This window comes from Aliisedimentitalea scapharcae, assembly GCF_045277565.1.
Lineage (GTDB): Bacteria > Pseudomonadota > Alphaproteobacteria > Rhodobacterales > Rhodobacteraceae > Aliisedimentitalea > Aliisedimentitalea scapharcae.
Genome location: NZ_CP123584.1, coordinates 4005185 through 4026052, shown reverse-complemented (window position 1 = coordinate 4026052; position 20868 = coordinate 4005185). Strand labels below are relative to the sequence as shown.

Here is a 20868-nt window from a genome sequence, read left to right as displayed (position 1 = left end):
TGGGGATTTCACTTGAATATAGCTGCATAACGCGGGGCAAAGAATTTGATGAACGCTTTGATTTCCGGGCGTTTATAGGCCTGGGGGGCCGCGAGCAACATATGAGGTGCGGCGAGTTCCTTGATTTCATCGAAACAACGAACCAGCGTCCGGTCTGTTTCCATCAGTTTGACGTTGCTGATCCCCAGGCCGTGACCCGCCCGGATGGCGGCATGCATCAGCTCCAATTCGCTGAATGACATGACTATCTGATCCGGTGACACATGACGCACGAGCCATTCATGGAAAACATTTGGCACGTCGTCGCGTTCGAATGTCACAAATTTGTGGCCCGATAACCTGTCGGGCGAATCTGGCAAGCCATATGTCTCGGCGTAGCTGTGCCCACCAAAAAGCGACCAGCGGGCGGTGCTGATCTTGCGGCAGATAAGACGGTCGTCTGGTTCGGCTCTCACCAAACGCAGGGCGATGTCGGCTTCGTTCGCCAACAGATCCAGCGTCTTGACAGCAGGTAAGAATTCAAAGGTGACTTTTGGATGCAAGGCTGAAAACTCGTTCACGATCGCAGTCATACGAGGAGAGAAATTCCCGGAATAGGCGGTGATGCGAATTGGCTGTACAGCGGTCAACTCCACAGCCTTCGCTTCGAAATCCAAGGCCGCTTTTTCAAGCGCTTCGGCCAATGGCATGAGAAGGTGCGCATGTTCTGTCGGGCGAAAACCGCGGGTATCCCGTTCGAACAGGATCAGTCCGGTCTCGCTCTCAAGCGCTGCGATACGCCGCGCGACTGTCGGTTGAGCAAGTCCCAGTTTGTTTGACGCCGCCAGCGTCGATCCTTCCCTTACAACCATCAGAAAGAACCGAACGTCCGACCAGCTGCGAAATCCGTTCTTCATTTTTGTAGAATGGCACAATGGCTGGTGCGATACCACAAACGTGTGCAGGCAGGTATTCTGGGGGCCATATCATCAAATTTAAAGGGAGCCGGTCATGTTGTCGTTTGCAGTCTCTTTCCCCGTAGCCTGGACCCGGATGCATGCAATTCGCGAAAAGCTCGCCCTCTTCCCCTGTGTCCCGCACAGATCAGAGCATGATCCGGAGGATGCGCGCCACAGGCGTGCATTCATTCAGGAAATGATGAACAGAAACCCGGATGCGTTCCAAAGTGATCTGGACGTTCAAAGCATGATGCAATCCTACCCCGACTGGGTCTGATGGAGTGGCGCAGGTCCTTGAATCTGTCCCAACACAGGTTCCAATATGCTTGGGCAGGATCAGCTCAAAACTCTGGCAGAAGGATACTGACCTGGTTTCCGTCAGTGACCGACTGGTTTGGTGATCTGCCTTGTCCCGAGACCGCATTCCACCTAAGTTGTGGCAATGGCTCATGTGAAAAGTCTGATCTCTGTGATGTCTCTTGTTGTCTTGGTCCTGTTGACAGGGCTGGGCAACACGGCACATGCATGGGCGAATGAATGTGTCGCAGGCCATTGTGACACGCATATGCATTTGCAAAGTGCGCCAGATCATGCCGAGAGCGCCGAACAGCTCAATGATGCCGAGGCCACTGACCCAAATGGCGGATCCGATCCCAGCAAGTCGGCAGAATGCGGCGCGCTCCAATGCGCAGCGCTGATGGTCCTGCCCCAGGCCTTTGCCAATGTTGCCGTTCGGCTTGACGCTGCGCTGGTCTGGCAGCAGGCCCGGTCCTGGACGCCTGCGCGATTGGCCACTCCGACCAGACCACCTAACGCTTGAAATTGATATCTGAACGTCACCTTCCAACAAGGTGGGCGATTTGAAATGGTTGCACAATTTGATGCGATCAAATCCAGTTTCAATTGGTTAGGAGCCAAAATGAACCCCAAAATCATCACGCTCGGTATTTGTGCAGGAGCGGCTGTGGCTGCATTTGTATTTCTGAAAACAGGAGCACCCGAACACACAGCCGCGATACCCGTCGTTGCTGGCGATGCCATGGTTGCCGTGCAAATTCCGCCGCTCGAGGGCACCGCGGCGATCGGACAAAGCATCTTTGAAAATACCTGCGCGGCGTGTCATGGTGAAAATGCGGCCGGAATCCAGAATGTAGCTCCGCCGTTGGTGCATATCATCTATGAGCCTGGCCACCACGGCGACGAGGCTTTTCAACGGGCTGTCGCTGGGGGTGTCAAAAGCCACCATTGGCAATTTGGCGATATGCCACCTGTAGTGGGGTTGACCCGGGGTGATGTGGCTATGGTCATTGACTATGTTCGCGCCTTGCAACGTGCCAACGGAATTGAATGAGGAAGTGCTCATGAAGTATTTTGCAATCGGTGCTGTTCTTGCCATTCTGGTGACAGGTGCATCTGCCCATTCTAAAATTGAAACCACGATTCCGGCAGATGGTGCCGTTCTGGCGAGCGCTCCTGCCGAGATCGACCTGACCTTTGGCAAGGATATCCGTCTGACGCGGGTCGTGCTGAGCCATCAGGACGGAGCAGCGGTGCCGTTGGACCTGGGCAGTCAAACCCAATTTGGACGTGGTTTCACCGTGCCCCTCCAGAGCCTGGGCCAGGGCGTCTATCGCATCGAATGGCGCGGGCTGGGCATGGATGGGCACGCCATGACGGGCACTTTTACCTTTGCAGTGGAATAGCCATGCCGGACATATGGAGTATGGCCGCAATCATGGCCAAGCTGGCGCTGTATATTGGGGTGACCGGGGCGTTGGGCTTGGTGCTGATTGGTGCCGTTTTTGCAGGTTCAGTCGCGCCCATCCGCAATCGGATGCGGATGCAAGCCGGTGGTTTGGCGGCGCTCGCGCTTGTCGCGGCGATGGCGGGTTTCATGCTGCGCGGTGCGGCGCTCACTGGTGGTGCAGGGGGGATGATTGACCCTGAAATGCTGGGGTTGCTGTGGTCAACGCCAGTTGGAGATGCATTGGCGTATCGGATTGCCGGAAGTCTCCTGATGCTTGGTGGGTTGTTTGTGCCGCATGTCGGAATGTGGATTGCGTTGGCGGGCGGGGGGCTGGCGTTGTGGTCCTTTACCCAGATAGGGCATGTGCCCGATGCTGGTCAGTTGGGTATCCGTCTCACGCTGTTTGCGCACCTGCTGGGGGTTTCTTTCTGGTTTGGTGTGCTGGGTCCGTTGCATCACCTGTGCCGTCATCACGACCATCTGGAGCGCGCCGCCCGGCTTGGGCATCTTTTTGGTCAGGTCGCATCGGTTGTCGTACCGGTTCTGTTTCTGGCGGGCCTATGGATGGCGTGGCGCGTGCTGGGAGACCTGTCGATGCTGATCACGTCCGGCTATGGGCTGACCCTGTTGATCAAGCTGGCATTGGTTGGGGTGGTATTGGCTTTTGCCGCGGCCAACAAACTGCGGCTTGTTCCCGCGATGTTGGCGGCACAGCCAAAGGCTGCGGACCGGATGGCCCGGTCCGTTCAAATTGAAACGGGCGTCATTCTTGCCATTCTGGCGACAACCGCGACGCTGACCAGCGTTCTGACACTTCCAACATGAGGGCCAACATGAAAAGACGACATTTTCTGGGAGCTTTGACCGGAGCGGCAGTTGCCCCGCGGATCAGTTGGGCCGGGGTACGGGTTGAATTGGTGGCACACCCGGTCGAGGCCCAAATTCTGTTTGACGATTTCCCGCCGACGCCCATGCTGGGGTTCAACGGGACGACACCCGGTCCGGCGCTGCGTGTTCGACAGGGAGATTTCCTGGATCTTCTGTTCCGAAACCAGATCAAGGACGGATCGGCGGTGCACTGGCATGGGGTGCGCTCTGATAACGCGATGGACGGAGTGCCGGGGTTAACGCAAGACATTGTCGAACCGGGCGCGGAATTTGCCTATCGCCTGCGGGTCCCGGATGCGGGCACCTTTTGGTATCATTCCCACAACCGATCTTGGGAACAGGTGGCCAAGGGCCTGTACGGCCCGCTGATCGTCGAAGAGACATCGCCGCCCGATGTCGATCACGATCTGATCGTCCTGATCGACGATTGGCGGATGACGGAGGCAGGCGCATTGGCTCCCGGGTTCGACAACAGGCACGATCAGGCGCATCAGGGGAGGTTGGGAAATTTTGCCCGGGCGTTGATTGATCCTGGCGGTCCAGTGCGCCGCGGCGACCGTCTGCGTCTGCGATTGATCAACGTGGCCACCGATCGGATTTTCCCGATCGACCTGGGGGGGCTTGAGGGCAAAATTGTTGCGCTGGACGGAATGCCGTTGCCAACGCCACAGCCAATAACGGACGTTGTTCTTGCTCCGGCACAACGGGTGGACATCATTGCAGATGTCACGGCAACGAACCGGGTCACGTTCGATTTTCCGGTGAGCGACGGCCCTTATGCGTTGGGTGAGATCCTGGTTGACGGCGAGAACACTAACAGGCGTTCCGGTCGGATCACAGCTTTGCCGCCCAATAGGATGCCGACCCCGGATCTGGAACAGATGGCTATTCTGCAGCTGACCATGCAGGGAGGGGCCATGAGTTCAGCGATGAGGTCGCAGACTGATATCTGGGCGTTCAATGAGCAATCAGGTTTGACCAATATACCGTTTCACCGGTTTGAGCGTGGGCAGACCGCGCGCATAACCTTGATGAATGACACCCGGTTTGCCCATGGGATCCACCTGCACGGGCATCACTTTTTCGAATTGAACGACGCCGGGGATCTGGGTGCATTCCGAGACACCACATTGGTCAATCCAGGCGAAAAACGCGATATCCTGTGCGTGTTCGACAACCCGGGAAAATGGCTGCTGCATTGTCACATGCTGGGACATCAGGCGGCGGGCATGAAGACCTGGATCGACGTGGCATAACCAGTCGGTTCATTGACCGGGTGAAACTGAAATATCCGGCGCAGGCCGCACCGACGCGGGAGACCTAGTTCGAGCCGATCAGAACGCAGGAGTGGCGGTTTTTATATGCGCCAGTAAGACACCACACAAATCGTGCAGTGTGTGTGGGAGAGTTTGTTTCGCGGAGAATTGAGAGATGAGAATACCGCTGCTGCGGGGAGGCCGTTGGCTGACCTTTCAACCCGAGAAATGGCGCCCGTGAAATTCAGACGACCGGCATGGCCGGAAAAGTTATGAATTTCGGTGCTCATTCCCCCCGTGGTGCCATAGCCGACACGCCACAGGAACTGGTGCAAACCTGCCTGAACGTGGTGAACAGGCCCGGAGACTTAGCCCTGACGCCCATTCACCTGATCGGATCAGCACGGATCGTTGGAGCCACACAAATCAGCAATGGCCCCCGTCAGCGCGGGGATTGTTGGGTGATCCAACAACAGCCAGCCGGGCAGCTCGACAGCCAACGTTTCGGATAGGGTTACGATCACTTGTTCAGACGCAAGAGAATCGCCGCCCGCATCAAAAAAGTCGGTCGTATTGTCCACTTCAACGTCCAACGCTGTGGCGAAAGCGGTACGAACCAGTTTGGCTATTGAATCACGATGCATGGGGCATGTCTGCCTTGAGAGGGAAGACCAAGTCTGTGAGACCTTTGAGGTCGATCTTGCCGCCCGCGTTCAAGGGGATGGAGGGCCGGATCTGGATGTGATCAGGAAACTCGCTTGCGGGGAGCAAAATACGTAAATCTCGAGTGATTTTATTGGTGTCGGTTATCTTGCTTTGAACAATCAGATGAATTTCATCTCCGCCGTCTGCGTCAGGCTGGGTCAGAACCGCGGCCTCTTCGATACCTGCCAAACGCAGTGCGGCCATGGTGATGCGCTCGGCGGGAAAATTGACGCCTTTGCGGCTCAGCAAACCTTCCTCTCGCCCCGTGATATGCAGGTACCCATCGTCGTCGAGCCATCCCATGTCGCCGGGGCAGGCATCCTCAACTTGGTCGGACGAGACATGAACGCGGCCGATTTCATTGCGTGTACATACCCGATCTCCTGATCTGATGCTGACGTGCACCCCGTCGAACGGTTTCCCACAGGAGGTTGGGCGTTCCAGAATTTCACGCCCTTGAATGACGCAGATCGCGCCAAAACCAACGGCGCTATAGGTCATGCGAAAATTGGGGCTCAGGCGCGTCACGGTTGCGACCTTGTCATCGGGGGACGCAGGGCCGCCGACTGCGACCAGAAGCGCAAGTTGCGGGTACCGGGGAATGGAGCCAGACAGGGCCGTCAGACGACGCAGGGTGGACGGTGGCAAGCTGCAGTCCGACACATCTTCTCGCGTCAGCGCGGCGTCCAGCTCATCCAGCCGGTGCACAGGGTCCAAGGCGACGATGGGTTTACCGCTGGCCAAGTTGCGGAGGCACCGAAAGCAACTGGCGGAATAGGCCACTGATGTGGCGCAGAGCGACGCACCCTGCTCGGGTGTTGGCAAACGCGTTTTGTAATAGTCGATTGTTGCGCCCAGATTTATGCCTGACCTCGGGTGCAGCTTGGGCGCTCCGGTCGTGCCTGAACTGGAAAACCAGATCGCGGTTGCATCGTCAGCCGTCTCATGGATGTGTCGGGGTGCCTGCATGGGGGATGGGTGCATGTCCTGAACCAGCGTCTTAAATCCCCTAACCGGGCGGGTGCTGACGATAACCTTGGGGGTCAAACGATTCTGCCATTCAGTCAATCGGTCAGGCGGCGTGCGAAAGTCTACAAGACAACCGGCAGCCCCGACGATCCAGCACCCGATCAAAGTATCCAGCGCTGATAGCGTATCGCTGGCGATGATCATGATGGTGTCACCAGGTTTGACCCCTGCACCATGCAGCATGGCCGCGCGTGCATGGGCCCGCGCCAGAAATTCACCCCGGGAATACCATGTGTTGCGATGTTCGATCAAAGCGGCATTGGGGCGGTCCGCTAGGGTTGCCAGGATCATGTCGGCGGCCGTGGTCATTAGACAGGATCCACGTTTTCGTACCCGCCCACCATGGCCGTAGCCTCTGCCATGATCTCCTTGCCGCGCTGTGTCAGAACCGCATGTTGTTCGATCACGGCGTGGGCCGTTTGAAATCCGGTGATGGCCTGCGTTGCTTCCGTTTGCAGGGCGACGCGGGCATCCGGCCCCAATCCGTCCAATGGCGCATCAGACCTGATGAGATCCTGCAGAAAGGCCACCATCCGCGCCAGAACAAAGGCTGCGTGATAGACACCGTTCATGGGGCGGCCTTCTTGTCGCAAGGGGCTGCCATAGCGTTCGTCAGGGTCGTTGAGGGTGATTTCATCGTCCAGATAAGCGTAAAACAGTTTCAGGTGGGAGCTTTCGTGTATCAGAGTCAGCATCAGGGGGAGCGGGTCGGCTCTGCCAATCGGATTGACCAGAATACTACCCCAGGCCGCAAAGGCCGAAGCCCCGCCAAACCTGCCTGCGTTGCTCTGGGGCTGTGCGACAAGGATTGTTGAAACCAGGGTGTCGAATTCCCGCCACCAAAGCGGAAGATGTTGGCCAATCAGGGTGCGGACCTGGTCAAAGCTGGTATGGAACCGCGCAAGATTCGCGCGATCCGGTGCCATTAATTGTGTGGTCAGACCGATATCGTCGCAATAGGCCGATTGCAGCAGGTTTTTTTCGGATTCAGACAAATCAGGGACCTGCCATGGGCAGACCCGCACCATGTCTGCCGCGGCGTTGGGGGACAGGACGGCCCCGTGCTGGTCCACAAGACGACGGATTTCACCGAGATCTCCGCGCTGCGCTGCCTCGCGCATCAGATTTTGCAGAGCGTGTGCCGCCGGGGCCCCGGAAAATCCGCCATTTGGTTGTGGCAGATCCAAAACTTCGACAACCAGATGTGTAAACGCCTGTTTCAGACGCATGTCGACATCAGAGGCCATGGCCGCCGTGTACCCAGGGTCAGGTTTCAGCATTGTTTACCCGACCGATTGGGTCAACGCGACCGTGTTGCAGAGCTGGGAGCGTCGGGTTCAACGCCGCCCACCTTGGCGGCACCAGCCGAAGGAACTTTAAGCGAAAGGAGTTTTTTCAGGTCGATTTTCATGAGCTTCTCCGGTCAACGGGTGTGATCAGTATTGCAGAATTCAAACACCGCACCTGGGTCTATTGAGTTTCAGAGTTTGGAATTTGCCAGAAAGCAACACAGTAGACACCGCGCCGACACAAAGCAGATGGCAGGGGATGCCAGGGCAACCCCCAGACTTATTTGGCAGACGCCATCTTTGCAGGAGCTGCAGGCGCAGTTTCAAACCCTACTTTGGCACTTCCGGCTGAGGGAACTTTGAGCGACAGCAGTTTCGCTGGGTCGATTTTCATGGGGTTCTCCTTTTGCATTGAACCTGCCTCAGCAAATACGCAGAGGCGGTTCAGGTCAATCAAATTCCAAAGGTTGAAATTGGGAAAATGGCCAATCAATCGGTCCGTACCCGTGTTGGCACAACACTGGCCACAAAAGCCACGGACCGGGTTCGGAGGGGCGGGGGATGCAGAAATGGAGATCCGGCGCATTGATCGGGTCCAATACCCAGTCGGAATCACTGATCCGGAACAGGGATCCATCCCGTTTGCCCCACACAGGAACCAGGGCCAGTGACCCGTTTGAATGCAACCGGGGTGCCCGCAGCGTGACATTTTCGGGGGTATCGCTGAGAACGTGCCAGGTTTCCGGAGGCTGTGGTGCCGAATTGAGTTGCCGGGCGATGTCCGAGGGCACCACAGGTCCAGGATCGACAATGGCCTGGGCCAGGGACACGATGTTTCCGGGCTGGAAATACTGGGCGTGCTGCCCGTCAATCGGACTCCATTCACAGGATCCATACGCAATGGACCAATTTCTCAATGGTCCTTGGGTGCGGTCCGGCTGCGTCGAATAGAACGGATTTATTTTGGTGCTATTGCGTCCGAACAACAGGTGCACATGACCGGGATAGGGATATCGCACCTCTGCATCCAGAGTTACCAACCGCAACACCTGCCCCCCCAAGGCCTGCAGACACAGCGCCGTTCGATAGGCCAGGATGGCCGATTGGCAATTTCCACCGACAACGCAGGGAGATGTGCCAAAATGTCGAAACAAGTGTATTGCGAAATGTTCTGCCAGATCGTGGGCGACTGAAGAGTTTGCATTGGACGGGTCAATGACACCGTTCAGGGATCTCATTCCGGCAAGCGGCTGATCTGGACCTAGCGCAGCTGCGAGTTTTGGAAATTCGCGTTCGGTGTTGAAGCACCAGAATATGGGCACAGCAGTGCCTGATTCATTGGCCAGATGCACACAACCTGCGTCATCCAGAGAGGTTTGCGACCAGCTTCTGGTCAGAACCCGGTTGCGCCGCAAAACTGCGTCCAATCCGTCTTTCTGTTTTGGTGTATTCGTCATTTCGGCCTTTGTCAGTAATCCATGGTGCGGATCACACTCCAAGTGAGACAGCCCGCAGCCAGCCGCGAACGGTAAACGCGATGGCTGGATTACCGGATCACATTCGGCCGAATACGCAGCTTGGCCTTGCGTTCCTGGGGCAGATGCCGGTTCAGGCGCTGATTAACCAGACCAAACACACCGACCACGATCAGCGTTAGCAGAATGAAATAGAACGCCAGGATCGGGTAGGGAACAAACGGGTTGAACGTCTTGTCCGCAAAATAGCTGGCGTAATACAGTGCATCGCCCTTTTGCCGCCAGCTGGGAAAGGCCGAAAAGAACACCAGCGTCGTGGCATGAAACAGAAAAATCGCCTCGTTCGTATAGGCGGGCCATGCCAGCCGCATCATGGTTGGGAACACGACGCGTCGGAACCGGGTCCAGCCGCTCAGCCCATAAGCATCTGCGGCTTCGACGTCGCCCTTGGGGATAGAGCGCAACGCGCCGTAAAAGATCTCTCCCGAATAGGCGGCCGTGTTCAGGAACAGAACGATTAACGCCCCCAGCCAGGCCGAAGTGAACGCATCCAGAAACGGGTAGGATTGCTTCAACGACAGGAAGAAAAAATAGGCAAAGAAGAACTGGATGAACAGCGGCGAGCCACGGAAGATGAAGATGAACCATTCCGCCGGTTTGCGCAGCCACGGGTTGGGTGACCCTTTGGCCACCGCAACGGCGACTGCCAGAAAGAACCCGGTACATAGCGCCATCACACCAAAATAGATGTTCCAGATCATCCCCGACCCGATCAGGGTGAAATGTTCGCACAGAGTATAGTCACCCTTTGGCAGCAACCGTTCGCCGATGCCGATCGCGCGCAGGCCATAATCCTGAATGGTTTGAATACAGCTCATGGTCGGCCTCTTTGAACGGCTGGGCAGGGCATGCGGGGCAGGATGTTCATCACACGGCCGCCTTTCTCTGGGCTTCGCCACCGGTTGTGGCCTGCCCATGGGTCAGCTTGACCATCACCCGTTCCAGAACGATTTCCGAGATCCGGGTAAAGGCCAGGTAAAACACCAGCAGGAACAGGAAATACCAGATCCGCCAATCGCCATGTGGATAGTCGGTGAATTTGGCGTTCTTTGTGCCGCCCAATTCGCGGGCCCAATAGACGATGTCTTCGATGCCCAGCAGGAATAACAGCGGTGTCGCCTTGATCAGCACCATCCACAGGTTTGACAGGCCAGGCAGGGCAAAGACCCACATCTGTGGCACCAATACCCGCCAGAACGTCTGGCGTGGGGACATGCCATAAGCTTCGGCTGTTTCCAGCTGCGCCCGTGGGACCGCCCGCATGGCACCGTACAGCACATTGGCGGCAAAGGCACCAAACACGATGGCAAAAGTCAGAACCGCCAGCACAAAAGCATAGGATTCGTGTATCCATTGTGGCGAGGTCGACAGGGGCATTTTGGCAATGTCACAAACGACAAAATCGCTGCCCTGGCGGATTGGTTGATCCCAATCGGGGCATTTGATTTTATGTCGAATCCATTCGAACCCCTGGTCCAGCGCAATCACGAAGAACAGGAAAAAGGCAATGTCAGGTACACCGCGCACAATGGCGGTATAACTCTTGCCGAGCCAGCGCAGCGGGGCAATGCGGGACCGGGCGGCGCTGGCACCTGCAAAACCGAACATCAATGCCGTCGGAGCAGTCACCGCCAGCAATCCCAAAACCGTAAAGACCGAGATATAGAGGCCCGCGTGTTTACCAGTGGTCAGATAACAGCTGAGCCAGCTTAGGCCTTCTAGCGTCGAAGGATCTGTACAATAGGAAAACATGGCCGGGCCTGTCCTCGTCTGGCTGCTCCATGGGGCGGGGCAGGTAGAGAATGTGGATGGGCCCGCAGCCAGGCTGCGGACCCGAATGATCCCGTCAGGGGTCAGATTACCACTGGGAGGAGACTTCCCATTTGGCGATCATGGTGTTCAGAGTGCCGTCGTCTTTCATCGACTGGATGGCAGTATCGAATTTGCCACGCAGTTCGCCGTCGGATTCACGCAGGCCCATGCCAACGCCGCCGCCGATCTGTTCCTTGCGTTCCAGCATCACCAGACCGTCGCCAACAACCGTGTCGAGAAAGCTTTGGTCAGCCAGAACCGCATCGGCTTCGCCGTTGCGCACGGCCGCCACAGTTTCTTCGGGGGTGGCGAATTCCACCAGCGTCCAGCCCTGTTCAGCAACAAAGGCAGCCTGGATGGTGTTGGCCTGAGCGGTCACAACGCCACCTGCCAGGTCCACATCAGCAGACAGGGCCACATAGGCGGATGGGTCCGGCGGGGTGTAAGGCTGAGTAAAGTCGATGACTTCGTCACGTTCGTCGGTGATCGACATGCCAGCGATGATCGTGTCGTAGTTGCCCGACACCAGATTCGGAATGATCGAATCCCAGTCGTTTTTGACCCATTCACAGGTCAGGCCGGCGCGTTTGCACAGCTCGTCGCCCAGTTCACGCTCGAAGCCGTCAATTTCGCCGGCGTCATTGACAAAGTTCCAAGGGGCATAGGCACCTTCGGTCCCCATGCGCACGGTGTCGGCCATGGCCATCCCCGCGCTCAGCGCCAAGGCTGCGGTGCCCAGGATCAGTTTTTTCATGTTTATACTCCCATTTTTTTGGTTTGGTTGATTGTGTGAAGTCAGTGCCGGGTGGCCGACAGGAAACCCTGCAGCCGTTCGGACGTGGTGTTGTCAAAGACCTCGGTGGGTGTGCCTTCTTCTTCGATCAGGCCCTGATGCAGGAACACGACATGGTCAGACACATCTGCAGCCAGCTTCATGTCATGGGTAACGATCAACATGGTCCGGCCCTCAGCAGCCAGATCTTTGATCACTTTGACCACTTCCTGTTCCAATTCCGGGTCCAGCGCTGACGTCGGTTCGTCGAACAGCAATGCTTCGGGCTCCATGCACAGAGCACGGGCAATGGCGGCCCGCTGTTGTTGGCCGCCTGAAAGTTGGGCGGGGTAGACATCGCATTTGTCGCCGATGCCGACCTGTTCCAGATAGGCACGCGCGGATTTCTCCGCCTCGGCCTTGTCGCGGCCCAGCACGGTCACCGGAGCCTCCATCACATTTTGCAGGATGGTCATATGAGCCCACAGGTTGAACTGCTGAAAGACCATCGACAAATTGGTGCGAATGCGCAGGACCTGTTTGGGATCCGCCGGACGCCTGTTCAATGCCGTGCCTTTCCAGGTGATCGGTTCGCCTTTGAACAGAATATCCCCTTGTTGACTGTCTTCCAACAGGTTGCAGCAGCGCAGCAGGGTGGATTTCCCAGACCCTGAGGATCCGATCAGCGACACGACATCGCCCCTATGTGCGGTGATATCTACACCCTTGATGACCTCGAGGTCGCCATAGGCCTTGTGCAGGCCGCGAATTTCCAGAACAGGTGTTGTATCAGACAAGGGCAGTTTCACTTGTTTGTTTTGATTTTGCGCACCTATTGGACCCAATTTTCGGATCAATGCAATGTGCAATACGGTTGACCCTAGGTGAATTTCGCCAGATTGGCAGGTCAAACCGACAAAACGGAAGTTTATCGAACATTGAGCAGGGGCGCTGTGGCTGGATCAGCGACTTGGGCGTCTCCAGACAGCCGGCGCGACATGATGGTTACGCGCTGGATTGCCCCTTGGCACCATGGCGCGAAAGCATGTCGTGTGATGGGTAATCAATGGTCATCATGCCCCCGTCCACCGTCAGCACCTGCCCGGTGACAAAGCTGGCATCAGTGCTGGCCAAAAACGCGGCAACCCCCGCGATTTCGGCGGGGCTTCCCATGCGGTTTAGCAACGAAGGCGGCTGGCTGTCGCCGCCGGTGGTCTCGCGGGCCATTTCAGGCGAAGTGGCGATCCATCCCGGACTAATGGCATTGACGCGCACTCCCTTAGGGGCGGCTTCGGCGGCGAATGAACGGGTCAGCCCTTCGACCCCGGCCTTGACTGCGCCATACAGGCCCCAGTTTCCGTGATGTGTCCCAGTCGAAGAGATGTTGATCACCGAAGCACCGGACGATTTTGCCAGATAGGGCAAGGCATGTGCAGTCATCAGATAGGTGCTGTCCAGGTTGGCACCACGGTAAAATTCCCAGCGTTCAGCCGGGGGTGTTTCGGGCGTGACCGGGCTGCGTAGCAACCCGCAGCCTGCATTGTTGACCAGAACATCCAGGGATCCGAAATCGTCCTGAATTCGGGAAATTGCGGCCGTAATTTCTGCTTCGATACGCAGATCAACCTGATAAAATCGGGCCATTGCACCCAGGTCCGCGATCTCCTGCACCGCTATGCGACCTTTGTCCGGATCACGACCAATCAGCGCAAGCTGGGCACCTTCGCTGGCAAAGCGTTTGGCAATCCCCAATCCGATCCCGCCATTTCCGCCGGTCACAACAACTGTTCTGTTGAAAAATCGCTGCGGTGCAGATGCGGGTGTCATATTATTGTTCTGGTGCTGGTGGGGTTGGCACAGCCAGATACGTTTCTGCCGGAATTGACACGATACCGCGCAGGTGCAGCGTGTCGCGGTCTTCGGGGCTCAGATCGGCAATGGCTCCTTTGATCGCGTCGAAAACTTTTGGAGTTTCGCGCCCCAAAGCCGTGATGAAAGGCAAGGTTGGTGTTGGTGTCGTCCGTTCCAATTCGATCAGGTCAGCGGCGAAATCATCATATTTACGCAACAGTTCCCAGGTCAGCCCGTCCAGCGCAGCAAAATCGGCGCGTCGTTCAAAAACCGCCTGCGCCGAATTGCGGTGTCCGCCTGTGACGACAAGGCTGCCGGGTGCAATACCCAGATCCATCATGTGGGTCTTGGGGGCGGCCCACCCCGATTGTGACACTGCTTCGTTATAGGCGAACCGAGAGCCGTCAAAATCGGACAGAGTTTTGCCAAGATCCGACTTATGCGCGACAAAAACGCTGCAGTAATGCCCCGGGGGGCAACCAGGCAGCCCGTAGTCAGGTGTGCCGACCAGTTGCACCTGCCCATGCAGACGGGTGCGATAGGGCATGCCGCAGGTCTGGGACAACAACAGATCCGGAGAGTGCCAGACCTCCCAGAAATCCACATCCCTAGTCAATGCTGCTGGACCAGCGCCCAGATGGGCCTGAATGGCGGACCAGAACCGGTCGTTTGCAGCAGCGGTTTCCGGGCGGTCATACATCCCAAGGTGTGCGATCATTGTTGTGTCTCTATGCGTTTGCGCGCGCGGGCGCTGTCGACATCGCTGATTCCCAGCAGATTGGTTGCAAGACGCAGCAAAGCGTCCTCGGCGGCGTCCCTTTCACCGTCGGCCAGTGCGACCTGCCACATGGCTTCGACCACACCGGTGCGGTCCTCATAGGGCACGGCTTCCTTGATTGCGCGCGTAAAACGCACCGTGTCAGGGGCTTCGGCTTCCAATGCCTCGGCCTCTTCGCGCAGCAATGCAGCACCGCCAATATCGAGCTCAAAGCGCGCGATCAGAATCCGGTCGATCCGGTCCTGTTCGACTGCGGCATAATTGTGATCGGAACGCGCAATCCGCACCAGCAATGCAGAGAGAGCAAGACGGGCATCTGAATCCGCCATTGGCGCCGGATTCGGTTGCAGCAGTCGGGACAGAAAATCAGCTATCATGGCGCGAATACTAACGCCTTCTTTGCGCCCGCCAAGGGTGAAATTTCTTTTTCTTTTTCCCGTTTCTGGTCGTTAACCGTCGGTGTTTTGATCTTTGTTCAGGGCGCGCGCGCGTGCTGCTTGGCTGTCGGCATAACTCAGCCCCATGGCCTTGCGCGCGTCTTCGACTATGCGCAGTTCGCCTTGGCGTTCTTGATCATCGGCCAGCACAACTTCCCACAGGGCATCCAGCGCGGCCAGCCGCTCTTCCAAATCGGTGGTTTCGCGGATCAACTTGCCGAATGTATCGGTTTCTGGCGCGGCGGCGTGCAGCTTTTCGCACGTCGCGCGGACTTTGGCGGCTTCGATCGCGTTGTGCTGGTACAGTCGCGCCAGAATCCGGTCGATCAGGCTGATTTCTTCGACCTGGTATTCGCGATCTGACTGGGCAACCCGCACCAGCAATGCACCCAGTGCCAATTCAGCGTCCGGGTCGGGTAGGAAAGCGGGTTTGTCGGGCCGGAAGGCCTGAAAGAACTTTTTCAGCATACGGCAATTCTACCCCATATTTTGCGGTTGTCCAAGTGTGAACTACCCGTCATAGCCTTCAATGATTTCCATATCCCCTGTCGACACCGGGTCACGCAATGCCTTTGCATCTTGGTAAGAGACGCTGTCATAGCAGGCTTTGGCCGTCGGGAAATCAGCAAATTCGATGACAACGGTTCTGCTGCGCATCTGCCCTTCCCGGATTTCCTTGGCTCCACCACGGACCAGGAACCGGGCGCCGTATTCGGCAAAAGGCGCTGCATTGGCCGCGATATAGGCCCTGTAGCGCTCCATATCATCCACATCCACATGTGCGACCCAATACCCTTTTGCCATGCTCAACGCTCCTCGATTTTGTGTATCGTGCCGTGGTTCCAGCGAACTTTCCAGTGCAAAATCATCAAAGAATTCTGCTGTTTTCAGGATGCGGTTTCTAATGGAGAGAGCGACATTCCAGAGCTGCGCATTGCGTTGTCGCCCAGGTGTCGTGGGCAACCCAGCCGATCGAATTTTCCAATGTGCCGGACAATGGCACCGAAATTACCAGATTGAGCGACAGCAGTTGTTCCAAATGATCGGAGTCATCGAGAGTAACCTGGGCTGTGCAAGCAAATCGCCCGTGATCACAGGCAGGCCAAAGCCCGACGGTGAAACCGCTTTCGACGTCGGTTTTTGGGATGTCGAAGTGGCCGGTGCAGTTCCTGGCTTGCAGATGTTTGAGCTCTGCTGAGTAAAGCCATGGCTGGGCAGAACGCGTTGCGTCTGGTGTCGAAAGGTATCGACCCAGACGCTTTGATTTGATCTGTATTGGCCCGATCTGGTCTCAGACCAGCCGCGAAGTATCCTTGGCCGCGCGCACGAAATCGGCAAACAGCGGATGGGGTTCAAACGGTTTGGACTTCAGCTCTGGGTGAAACTGAACGCCAATGAACCACGGATGATCGGCCCATTCCACGATTTCGGGCAGCCGCCCGTCTGGGGACATGCCCGAGAATTTCAGCCCGTGTTCTTCCAGCTGTTCACGGTATTTGATGTCGACCTCATAGCGGTGGCGATGGCGTTCTTCGATCTGCGTGCCGCCATAGACCCGCGCCACATTGGAGCCCTCCTGAAGCGTCGCATCGTAGGCACCCAAACGCATAGTGCCGCCCTTGTCATCGCCGACCTTGCGCTCGACCCTGTGATTTCCCTGCACCCATTCCTTGAGATGGTAGACAACGGGTTCAAAGCGCTTCTTGCCTGCCTCGTGGTCGAATTCTTCAGAGCCGGCGGTCTTCATGCCTGCCACATTGCGCGCCGCTTCGATGACTGCCATTTGCATGCCCAGACAGATGCCCAGATAGGGGACTTTGTGTTCTCGAGCATATTGCGCGGCCTTGATCTTGCCTTCGGTGCCGCGTTCGCCAAAGCCGCCGGGGACCAGAATGGCGTGAAAGCCCTGCAGATATGGGGTGGCGTCTTCGCTGTCGAACAGCTCGGCATCAACCCACTCGATCTTGACCTTGACCCGGTTGGCCATGCCGCCGTGGGTCAGGGCCTCGGCAATCGACTTATACGCGTCCTCCAACTGGGTATATTTACCGACGATGGCGACTTTGACTTCGCCTTCGGGGTTATAGATCCGGTCGGCGACATCTTCCCAGCGGGCCAGATTCGGTTTCGGGGCAGGGGTGATGCCAAAGGCATCCAGAACCGCCTGATCCATGCCTTCGCGGTGATAGGCCAGCGGGGCTTCGTAGATCGACTTCAGATCCTGCGCGGCAATCACGCTTTCGGCGCGTACATTGCAGAACAGTGCCAGCTTTTCACGCTCTTTCTGCGGAATTGGCCCTTCCGAGCGGCAGACCAGAATATCAGGTGCCAGGCCGATGGACCGCAGTTCCTTGACCGAATGCTGGGTTGGTTTGGTTTTCAGCTCACCCGATGCCTTGATCCAGGGCAGCAGGGTCAGGTGCATGAAAATACACTGGCCGCGCGGTTTGTCCTGGCTGAATTGGCGGATCGCCTCAAAGAAGGGCAGACCTTCGATATCGCCGACGGTGCCGCCGATTTCGCACAGCATGAAATCAACTTCATCTTCGCCGATCGAGATGAAATCCTTGATCTCGTTTGTCACATGCGGAATGACCTGGATGGTTTTTCCCAGGTAATCGCCGCGGCGTTCCTTTTCCAGAACGTTCGAATAGATCCGTCCCGAACTGACCGAGTCGGTCTTGCGGGCGGCGACACCAGTGAACCGTTCATAGTGGCCCAGATCCAGGTCGGTTTCGGCACCGTCATCGGTGACAAAAACTTCGCCATGTTCAAAAGGCGACATGGTGCCGGGATCAACGTTCAAATACGGATCCAGCTTGCGCAGGCGGACGGAAAAGCCACGCGCCTGCAACAGCGCGCCAAGTGCGGCAGAAGCCAATCCTTTGCCCAAGGATGAGACCACACCACCAGTAATAAATATGAAACGCGCCATGGTTGTTCGGCTGCCCCCGTGAACGTTCGGTTATTGTGTACGTTTTGCGTCTGCCCAAACGGTTTGGGAATCACCCAAAAAACCGCAGCATCACGGGACTTCACTCTTATAGGAAATGCGCAATCAGCGCAAGGGAACCGCAAGATGCTGTTGCGGTTCCTTACCAATACTCAAACTGTTGTGTAACTTTAGTCGGCTTTTGGCACCAATGGCGCGTTGTCACCTTCGGCGGGTGGCAACAGGCTGTCGCCGGACGGAACCGCAGGTGTACCGGTATCTGTGCTTTCGACCGGGGCCGGAACGCCAAGTCTGTCGATGACCGAGGATCCCGCCGATTTCTGCGCCGCGATGATGGTCAAGGTGATTGACGTCACGATGAAGGCAGCTGCCAGGACCCAAGTGATCTTGCCCAATGCTGTCGCTGCGGCGCGACCGGTCATGGCGCCACCGCCGCCGCCGCCCATACCCAGGCCTCCGCCTTCGGACCGCTGCATCAGAACGACGGCGATCAGGCCAAGGGCCAAGAGAAGGTGGATGATGAGAACGACGTTTTCCATGGGACCTGCGGCTTTAAGCTGTCTGACGCGCGGTATGTAGGCAAGTTTGTCCGCCGGGGCAAGGGATGACTTTGGCGGATGCGCTAACTTGGTTGGAAACCGTATCGGCGAGGGCGTGGTGCTTTTTGCGACTTTCTTCGCGAGGACGTGACGGAGGGCTGGGTCATTGAGGCTGGACAAGGCCCCGGACAGGGGGCAGCATCCCGCCATGCCACATGATCACCATGACCACCCGCACGCCCTGTTGCCGCCTGACCCTGCTTTGCGGGTCAAGGCGCTGGAAACGATTCTAACCCGTAAAAAGCTGATCGATCCGGCGGCGTTGGATGAAATCATCGACACATATCAGAATCGTATTGGTCCCCAGAATGGGGCCCGGGTGGTGGCCAAGGCGTGGAGTGATCCGGGATTTCATGCCACCTTGATGCAGGATGCGACCGCTGTTGTGGCCGAGCTGGGATACTTTGGGCGGCAAGGCGAACATATGGTGGCGGTGCAGAATACACACGCGCGCCACAATATGGTCGTGTGTACCTTGTGCAGCTGCTATCCATGGCCATTGCTGGGCATTCCGCCAGGGTGGTACAAGTCCGACGCTTACCGTGCCCGTGTTGTGCGCGAGCCGCGCAAGGTTCTGGCCGAATTCGGCGTGACCTTACCCAAGGAAACAGCCGTTCGAGTTTGGGATTCCACGGCCGAGGTCCGTTACTTGGTGATTCCGATGCGCCCCGTAGGAACAGACGGGATGGATGAGGCGGAACTGGCTCAGCTGGTGACCCGCGATTCGATGATCGGCACCGGCTTGGCCCTGACACCAGGGGAAACACCATGAGCCGTGTGCATGATATGGGAGGTCGGTTCGGCGACGGAGCGATCCAGCCGGAACCACAGGGTATCCCACAGTTGGGTGATTGGCAGGCGCGGGCTCTTGCGCTGACATTGGCCAGCGGATCGTTGGGCAAATGGAACATTGATGTGTCGCGCCACGCGCGGGAATGCCTGTCGCCCAAGGATTACGCGCGGTTTTCCTATTTCGAGAAATGGATCGCTGGGTTGGCGGATCTGCTGGTACAAACTGGGGTTCTGACACTCGAGGATTTGCAAGGCCGGGACGGTGATGCACCGCATCCATTGGCCTATAAAGTGTTGAAGCCTGAAGCCGTCTCCGGTGTTTTGGCAAAAGGTGGCCCTGCGGACCGGCCCTGCGATGTACTGGTGCAATTTGCGCCGGGTGATGTGGTCAAGACCCGCCATCCCGGTGGGAATGCAATGGTCTCGGGCGGGCACACCCGTTTGCCTGCCTACGCGATCGGGGCCCGCGGGCAGATTGTTCAGTTGCATGGCACCCATGTTTTGCCTGACAGCAATGCCCATGGATTGGGCGAATCGCCTGAGCCGATTTATGCCGTGGCTTTTGCCGCATCCGAGCTGTGGGTTAATCCCGAACACCCGGGCGATGAAGTCGTGTTGGACCTGTGGCAATCTTATCTGGAGCCCGCGTAATGGCCTGTCCTGACATCTCGGCCCCCGAACCCGTCTTTGCCGAACCTTGGCATGCACAGGTGTTTGCGCTGACCGTCCATCTGAACGAATCCGGATGTTTTGAGTGGCGCGAATGGGTGGAGCGGTTTTCAGCAACGCTGAAGCGACACGGCCTGTCGCGCGAACTGGATGGGGGAGAGGATTATTTCAACGCCTGGCTGGAGACGCTGGAGGGCTATCTGAGCGAACGGGGCGATGCGACGCCAAGTGAAGTGTCGCAGGTGCGGGGGAATTGGGAGCAGGCCTATTTGCAGACCCCTCATGGTGATCCGGTGCGGCTGGCCGAGTGACGTCCTATTCGTCCACGTCGTCCATATCGGCCTGCCCGGACAGCGCACGACGGACGTGACTCCAGCTGAGGCCAATGCCCAGCACGACTGACATCGCCAGAATACCCAGCCAGACATTCATTGTCGGATTGTCCAGCTGCAAAAGCCCCAAGTCATACAGCACCCATAACAGGGCGGCGACGACAGACAGGACCAGAAACATGCCGAATCCCCCAATCGACCGGATCGTGGCGCGCAGGTAGATGATATAACCGATGGTCAGAAGCAAACCGGTCAGAACTGCGATAGACAGACGGGATTCGTAATTGTCCATCGACCAACGGACATAGTTCCATTGGGTCGGGTTATAGGTCAGCGCCAACAGCGCAAACGCGAACATCCACCTGAAAAACAGCCCGATCATTCCAATAACCCATCGTTTTTTTGCTCAGAATCGCGCATTCACGGGCCTGTGTCCAGTCCTTGGGTGTCCAGATCGGGGTGTGCGTCGAAATTACGGTTCCCTCG

At 57.3% G+C, this 20868-nt stretch carries 26 protein-coding genes and 1 pseudogene; 9 read left to right on the top strand and 18 right to left on the bottom strand.

Annotated features, from left to right (window positions below; genetic code table 11):
- Positions 1 to 8: 8 nt before the first annotated feature.
- Together QEZ52_RS18760 and QEZ52_RS18755 are read right to left on the bottom strand one after the other, a co-directional pair.
- The gene (locus QEZ52_RS18760; RefSeq protein ID WP_406650566.1) at positions 9 to 683 is read right to left on the bottom strand and encodes a LysR substrate-binding domain-containing protein; all 675 of its coding nucleotides are present in this window, start codon (positions 681 to 683) and stop codon (positions 9 to 11) included.
- A gap of 27 nt (positions 684 to 710) precedes the next feature.
- Positions 711 to 896: pseudogene (locus tag QEZ52_RS18755) on the bottom strand (LysR family transcriptional regulator); the annotation flags it as partial.
- Positions 897 to 990: 94 nt separating this feature from the next.
- Here QEZ52_RS18755 and QEZ52_RS18750 point away from each other — a divergent pair.
- The 6 genes from QEZ52_RS18750 (at position 991) to QEZ52_RS18725 (ending at position 4829) form a co-directional block, all read left to right on the top strand.
- A complete protein-coding gene (locus QEZ52_RS18750; RefSeq protein ID WP_406646061.1) occupies positions 991 to 1215 on the top strand; it encodes a hypothetical protein in 225 nt (74 codons plus the stop codon).
- A gap of 195 nt (positions 1216 to 1410) precedes the next feature.
- Entirely contained in the window at positions 1411 to 1758 is a 348-nt protein-coding gene (locus QEZ52_RS18745; RefSeq protein ID WP_406646059.1) for a hypothetical protein, read from the top strand.
- 99 nt (positions 1759 to 1857) lie between these two features.
- The gene (locus tag QEZ52_RS18740; RefSeq protein WP_406646057.1) at positions 1858 to 2289 is read left to right on the top strand and encodes a c-type cytochrome; all 432 of its coding nucleotides are present in this window, start codon (positions 1858 to 1860) and stop codon (positions 2287 to 2289) included.
- Between the two features lie 10 nt (positions 2290 to 2299).
- Positions 2300 to 2641: a copper resistance protein CopC gene (locus tag QEZ52_RS18735; RefSeq protein WP_406646054.1), complete on the top strand. Its 342-nt coding sequence runs from the start codon at positions 2300 to 2302 to the stop codon at positions 2639 to 2641.
- 20 nt (positions 2642 to 2661) lie between these two features.
- Positions 2662 to 3510 (top strand): copper resistance D family protein, encoded by an 849-nt coding sequence (locus tag QEZ52_RS18730; RefSeq protein ID WP_406646051.1) that lies wholly within the window; start codon positions 2662 to 2664, stop codon positions 3508 to 3510.
- 8 nt (positions 3511 to 3518) lie between these two features.
- Positions 3519 to 4829 (top strand): multicopper oxidase family protein, encoded by a 1311-nt coding sequence (locus tag QEZ52_RS18725; RefSeq protein WP_406646049.1) that lies wholly within the window; start codon positions 3519 to 3521, stop codon positions 4827 to 4829.
- A 398-nt stretch (positions 4830 to 5227) separates the two neighbouring features.
- On the opposite strand, the gene QEZ52_RS18720 is transcribed toward QEZ52_RS18725, so the two are convergent.
- The 15 genes from QEZ52_RS18720 to secG all read right to left on the bottom strand — a co-directional run bounded on the left by QEZ52_RS18720 (position 5228) and on the right by secG (position 18529).
- Positions 5228 to 5473: an acyl carrier protein gene (locus QEZ52_RS18720; protein ID WP_406646045.1), complete on the bottom strand. Its 246-nt coding sequence runs from the start codon at positions 5471 to 5473 to the stop codon at positions 5228 to 5230.
- Positions 5463 to 6872: a class I adenylate-forming enzyme family protein gene (locus QEZ52_RS18715; protein WP_406646043.1), complete on the bottom strand. Its 1410-nt coding sequence runs from the start codon at positions 6870 to 6872 to the stop codon at positions 5463 to 5465. Before QEZ52_RS18715 ends, QEZ52_RS18720 begins: the two co-directional genes overlap by 11 nt.
- Positions 6872 to 7843 (bottom strand): aKG-HExxH-type peptide beta-hydroxylase, encoded by a 972-nt coding sequence (locus QEZ52_RS18710; protein ID WP_406646040.1) that lies wholly within the window; start codon positions 7841 to 7843, stop codon positions 6872 to 6874. The genes QEZ52_RS18715 and QEZ52_RS18710 overlap by 1 nt, the downstream gene beginning before the upstream one ends.
- 458 nt (positions 7844 to 8301) lie before the next feature.
- Entirely contained in the window at positions 8302 to 9309 is a 1008-nt protein-coding gene (locus QEZ52_RS18705; RefSeq protein ID WP_406646038.1) for a hypothetical protein, read from the bottom strand.
- Positions 9310 to 9398: 89 nt separating this feature from the next.
- Positions 9399 to 10205: an ABC transporter permease gene (locus QEZ52_RS18700; protein WP_406646035.1), complete on the bottom strand. Its 807-nt coding sequence runs from the start codon at positions 10203 to 10205 to the stop codon at positions 9399 to 9401.
- A 49-nt stretch (positions 10206 to 10254) separates the two neighbouring features.
- On the bottom strand, positions 10255 to 11139 hold the full coding sequence (locus QEZ52_RS18695) for an ABC transporter permease (protein WP_406646033.1): 885 nt from the start codon (positions 11137 to 11139) through the stop codon (positions 10255 to 10257).
- Between the two features lie 106 nt (positions 11140 to 11245).
- Complete coding sequence (locus tag QEZ52_RS18690; protein ID WP_406646030.1) at positions 11246 to 11953, bottom strand: transporter substrate-binding domain-containing protein; 708 nt, start codon at positions 11951 to 11953, stop codon at positions 11246 to 11248.
- 41 nt (positions 11954 to 11994) lie between these two features.
- Positions 11995 to 12768 (bottom strand): ABC transporter ATP-binding protein, encoded by a 774-nt coding sequence (locus QEZ52_RS18685; RefSeq protein WP_406646028.1) that lies wholly within the window; start codon positions 12766 to 12768, stop codon positions 11995 to 11997.
- A 208-nt stretch (positions 12769 to 12976) separates the two neighbouring features.
- Complete coding sequence (locus QEZ52_RS18680) at positions 12977 to 13798, bottom strand: SDR family NAD(P)-dependent oxidoreductase (protein ID WP_406646024.1); 822 nt, start codon at positions 13796 to 13798, stop codon at positions 12977 to 12979.
- 1 nt (position 13799) lies between these two features.
- The gene (locus QEZ52_RS18675) at positions 13800 to 14540 is read right to left on the bottom strand and encodes a phosphate/phosphite/phosphonate ABC transporter substrate-binding protein (RefSeq protein ID WP_406646021.1); all 741 of its coding nucleotides are present in this window, start codon (positions 14538 to 14540) and stop codon (positions 13800 to 13802) included.
- Complete coding sequence (locus QEZ52_RS18670) at positions 14537 to 14977, bottom strand: TerB family tellurite resistance protein (protein ID WP_406646018.1); 441 nt, start codon at positions 14975 to 14977, stop codon at positions 14537 to 14539. The genes QEZ52_RS18675 and QEZ52_RS18670 overlap by 4 nt, the downstream gene beginning before the upstream one ends.
- Before the next feature lie 72 nt (positions 14978 to 15049).
- Positions 15050 to 15505 (bottom strand): TerB family tellurite resistance protein, encoded by a 456-nt coding sequence (locus tag QEZ52_RS18665; RefSeq protein WP_406646016.1) that lies wholly within the window; start codon positions 15503 to 15505, stop codon positions 15050 to 15052.
- A gap of 42 nt (positions 15506 to 15547) precedes the next feature.
- Entirely contained in the window at positions 15548 to 15841 is a 294-nt protein-coding gene (locus tag QEZ52_RS18660) for a DUF1330 domain-containing protein (RefSeq protein WP_406646014.1), read from the bottom strand.
- Positions 15842 to 16328: 487 nt separating this feature from the next.
- Entirely contained in the window at positions 16329 to 17972 is a 1644-nt protein-coding gene (locus QEZ52_RS18655) for a CTP synthase (protein WP_406646011.1), read from the bottom strand.
- 188 nt (positions 17973 to 18160) lie between these two features.
- Positions 18161 to 18529, bottom strand: coding sequence for a preprotein translocase subunit SecG (gene secG / locus QEZ52_RS18650; protein ID WP_406646009.1), 369 nt, complete (start codon positions 18527 to 18529; stop codon positions 18161 to 18163).
- 208 nt (positions 18530 to 18737) lie between these two features.
- Here secG and nthA point away from each other — a divergent pair, with 208 nt between their 5' ends.
- The 3 genes from nthA to QEZ52_RS18635 are packed head-to-tail and all read left to right on the top strand — an operon-like array spanning position 18738 to position 20361.
- A complete protein-coding gene (gene nthA, locus QEZ52_RS18645) occupies positions 18738 to 19361 on the top strand; it encodes a nitrile hydratase subunit alpha (protein WP_406646007.1) in 624 nt (207 codons plus the stop codon).
- The gene (nthB, locus tag QEZ52_RS18640) at positions 19358 to 20032 is read left to right on the top strand and encodes a nitrile hydratase subunit beta (protein ID WP_406646004.1); all 675 of its coding nucleotides are present in this window, start codon (positions 19358 to 19360) and stop codon (positions 20030 to 20032) included. The genes nthA and nthB overlap by 4 nt, the downstream gene beginning before the upstream one ends.
- Positions 20032 to 20361: a nitrile hydratase accessory protein gene (locus QEZ52_RS18635; protein ID WP_406646002.1), complete on the top strand. Its 330-nt coding sequence runs from the start codon at positions 20032 to 20034 to the stop codon at positions 20359 to 20361. Before nthB ends, QEZ52_RS18635 begins: the two co-directional genes overlap by 1 nt.
- A gap of 4 nt (positions 20362 to 20365) precedes the next feature.
- Here the strand turns inward: QEZ52_RS18635 and QEZ52_RS18630 are convergent, their stop codons facing one another.
- Positions 20366 to 20761: a DUF6524 family protein gene (locus tag QEZ52_RS18630; RefSeq protein WP_406650564.1), complete on the bottom strand. Its 396-nt coding sequence runs from the start codon at positions 20759 to 20761 to the stop codon at positions 20366 to 20368.
- Positions 20762 to 20868 lie beyond the last annotated feature (107 nt).

Excerpts from the sequence above, each read along its gene's own strand:
- QEZ52_RS18750 (WP_406646061.1), top strand. The coding sequence starts at position 991 with ATGTTGTCGTTTGCAGTCTCTTTCCCCGTAGCCTGGACCCGGATGCAT.
- QEZ52_RS18745 (WP_406646059.1), top strand. The coding sequence starts at position 1,411 with ATGTCTCTTGTTGTCTTGGTCCTGTTGACAGGGCTGGGCAACACGGCA.
- QEZ52_RS18740 (WP_406646057.1), top strand. The coding sequence starts at position 1,858 with ATGAACCCCAAAATCATCACGCTCGGTATTTGTGCAGGAGCGGCTGTG.
- QEZ52_RS18735 (WP_406646054.1), top strand. The coding sequence starts at position 2,300 with ATGAAGTATTTTGCAATCGGTGCTGTTCTTGCCATTCTGGTGACAGGT.
- QEZ52_RS18730 (WP_406646051.1), top strand. The coding sequence starts at position 2,662 with ATGGCCGCAATCATGGCCAAGCTGGCGCTGTATATTGGGGTGACCGGG.
- QEZ52_RS18725 (WP_406646049.1), top strand. The coding sequence starts at position 3,519 with ATGAAAAGACGACATTTTCTGGGAGCTTTGACCGGAGCGGCAGTTGCC.
- QEZ52_RS18720 (WP_406646045.1), bottom strand. The coding sequence starts at position 5,473 with ATGCATCGTGATTCAATAGCCAAACTGGTTCGTACCGCTTTCGCCACA.
- QEZ52_RS18715 (WP_406646043.1), bottom strand. The coding sequence starts at position 6,872 with ATGACCACGGCCGCCGACATGATCCTGGCAACCCTAGCGGACCGCCCC.
- QEZ52_RS18710 (WP_406646040.1), bottom strand. The coding sequence starts at position 7,843 with ATGCTGAAACCTGACCCTGGGTACACGGCGGCCATGGCCTCTGATGTC.
- QEZ52_RS18705 (WP_406646038.1), bottom strand. The coding sequence starts at position 9,309 with ATGACGAATACACCAAAACAGAAAGACGGATTGGACGCAGTTTTGCGG.
- QEZ52_RS18700 (WP_406646035.1), bottom strand. The coding sequence starts at position 10,205 with ATGAGCTGTATTCAAACCATTCAGGATTATGGCCTGCGCGCGATCGGC.
- QEZ52_RS18695 (WP_406646033.1), bottom strand. The coding sequence starts at position 11,139 with ATGTTTTCCTATTGTACAGATCCTTCGACGCTAGAAGGCCTAAGCTGG.
- QEZ52_RS18690 (WP_406646030.1), bottom strand. The coding sequence starts at position 11,953 with ATGAAAAAACTGATCCTGGGCACCGCAGCCTTGGCGCTGAGCGCGGGG.
- QEZ52_RS18680 (WP_406646024.1), bottom strand. The coding sequence starts at position 13,798 with ATGACACCCGCATCTGCACCGCAGCGATTTTTCAACAGAACAGTTGTT.
- QEZ52_RS18675 (WP_406646021.1), bottom strand. The coding sequence starts at position 14,540 with ATGATCGCACACCTTGGGATGTATGACCGCCCGGAAACCGCTGCTGCA.
- QEZ52_RS18670 (WP_406646018.1), bottom strand. The coding sequence starts at position 14,977 with ATGATAGCTGATTTTCTGTCCCGACTGCTGCAACCGAATCCGGCGCCA.
- QEZ52_RS18665 (WP_406646016.1), bottom strand. The coding sequence starts at position 15,505 with ATGCTGAAAAAGTTCTTTCAGGCCTTCCGGCCCGACAAACCCGCTTTC.
- QEZ52_RS18660 (WP_406646014.1), bottom strand. The coding sequence starts at position 15,841 with ATGGCAAAAGGGTATTGGGTCGCACATGTGGATGTGGATGATATGGAG.
- QEZ52_RS18655 (WP_406646011.1), bottom strand. The coding sequence starts at position 17,972 with ATGGCGCGTTTCATATTTATTACTGGTGGTGTGGTCTCATCCTTGGGC.
- secG (WP_406646009.1), bottom strand. The coding sequence starts at position 18,529 with ATGGAAAACGTCGTTCTCATCATCCACCTTCTCTTGGCCCTTGGCCTG.
- nthA (WP_406646007.1), top strand. The coding sequence starts at position 18,738 with ATGCCACATGATCACCATGACCACCCGCACGCCCTGTTGCCGCCTGAC.
- nthB (WP_406646004.1), top strand. The coding sequence starts at position 19,358 with ATGAGCCGTGTGCATGATATGGGAGGTCGGTTCGGCGACGGAGCGATC.
- QEZ52_RS18635 (WP_406646002.1), top strand. The coding sequence starts at position 20,032 with ATGGCCTGTCCTGACATCTCGGCCCCCGAACCCGTCTTTGCCGAACCT.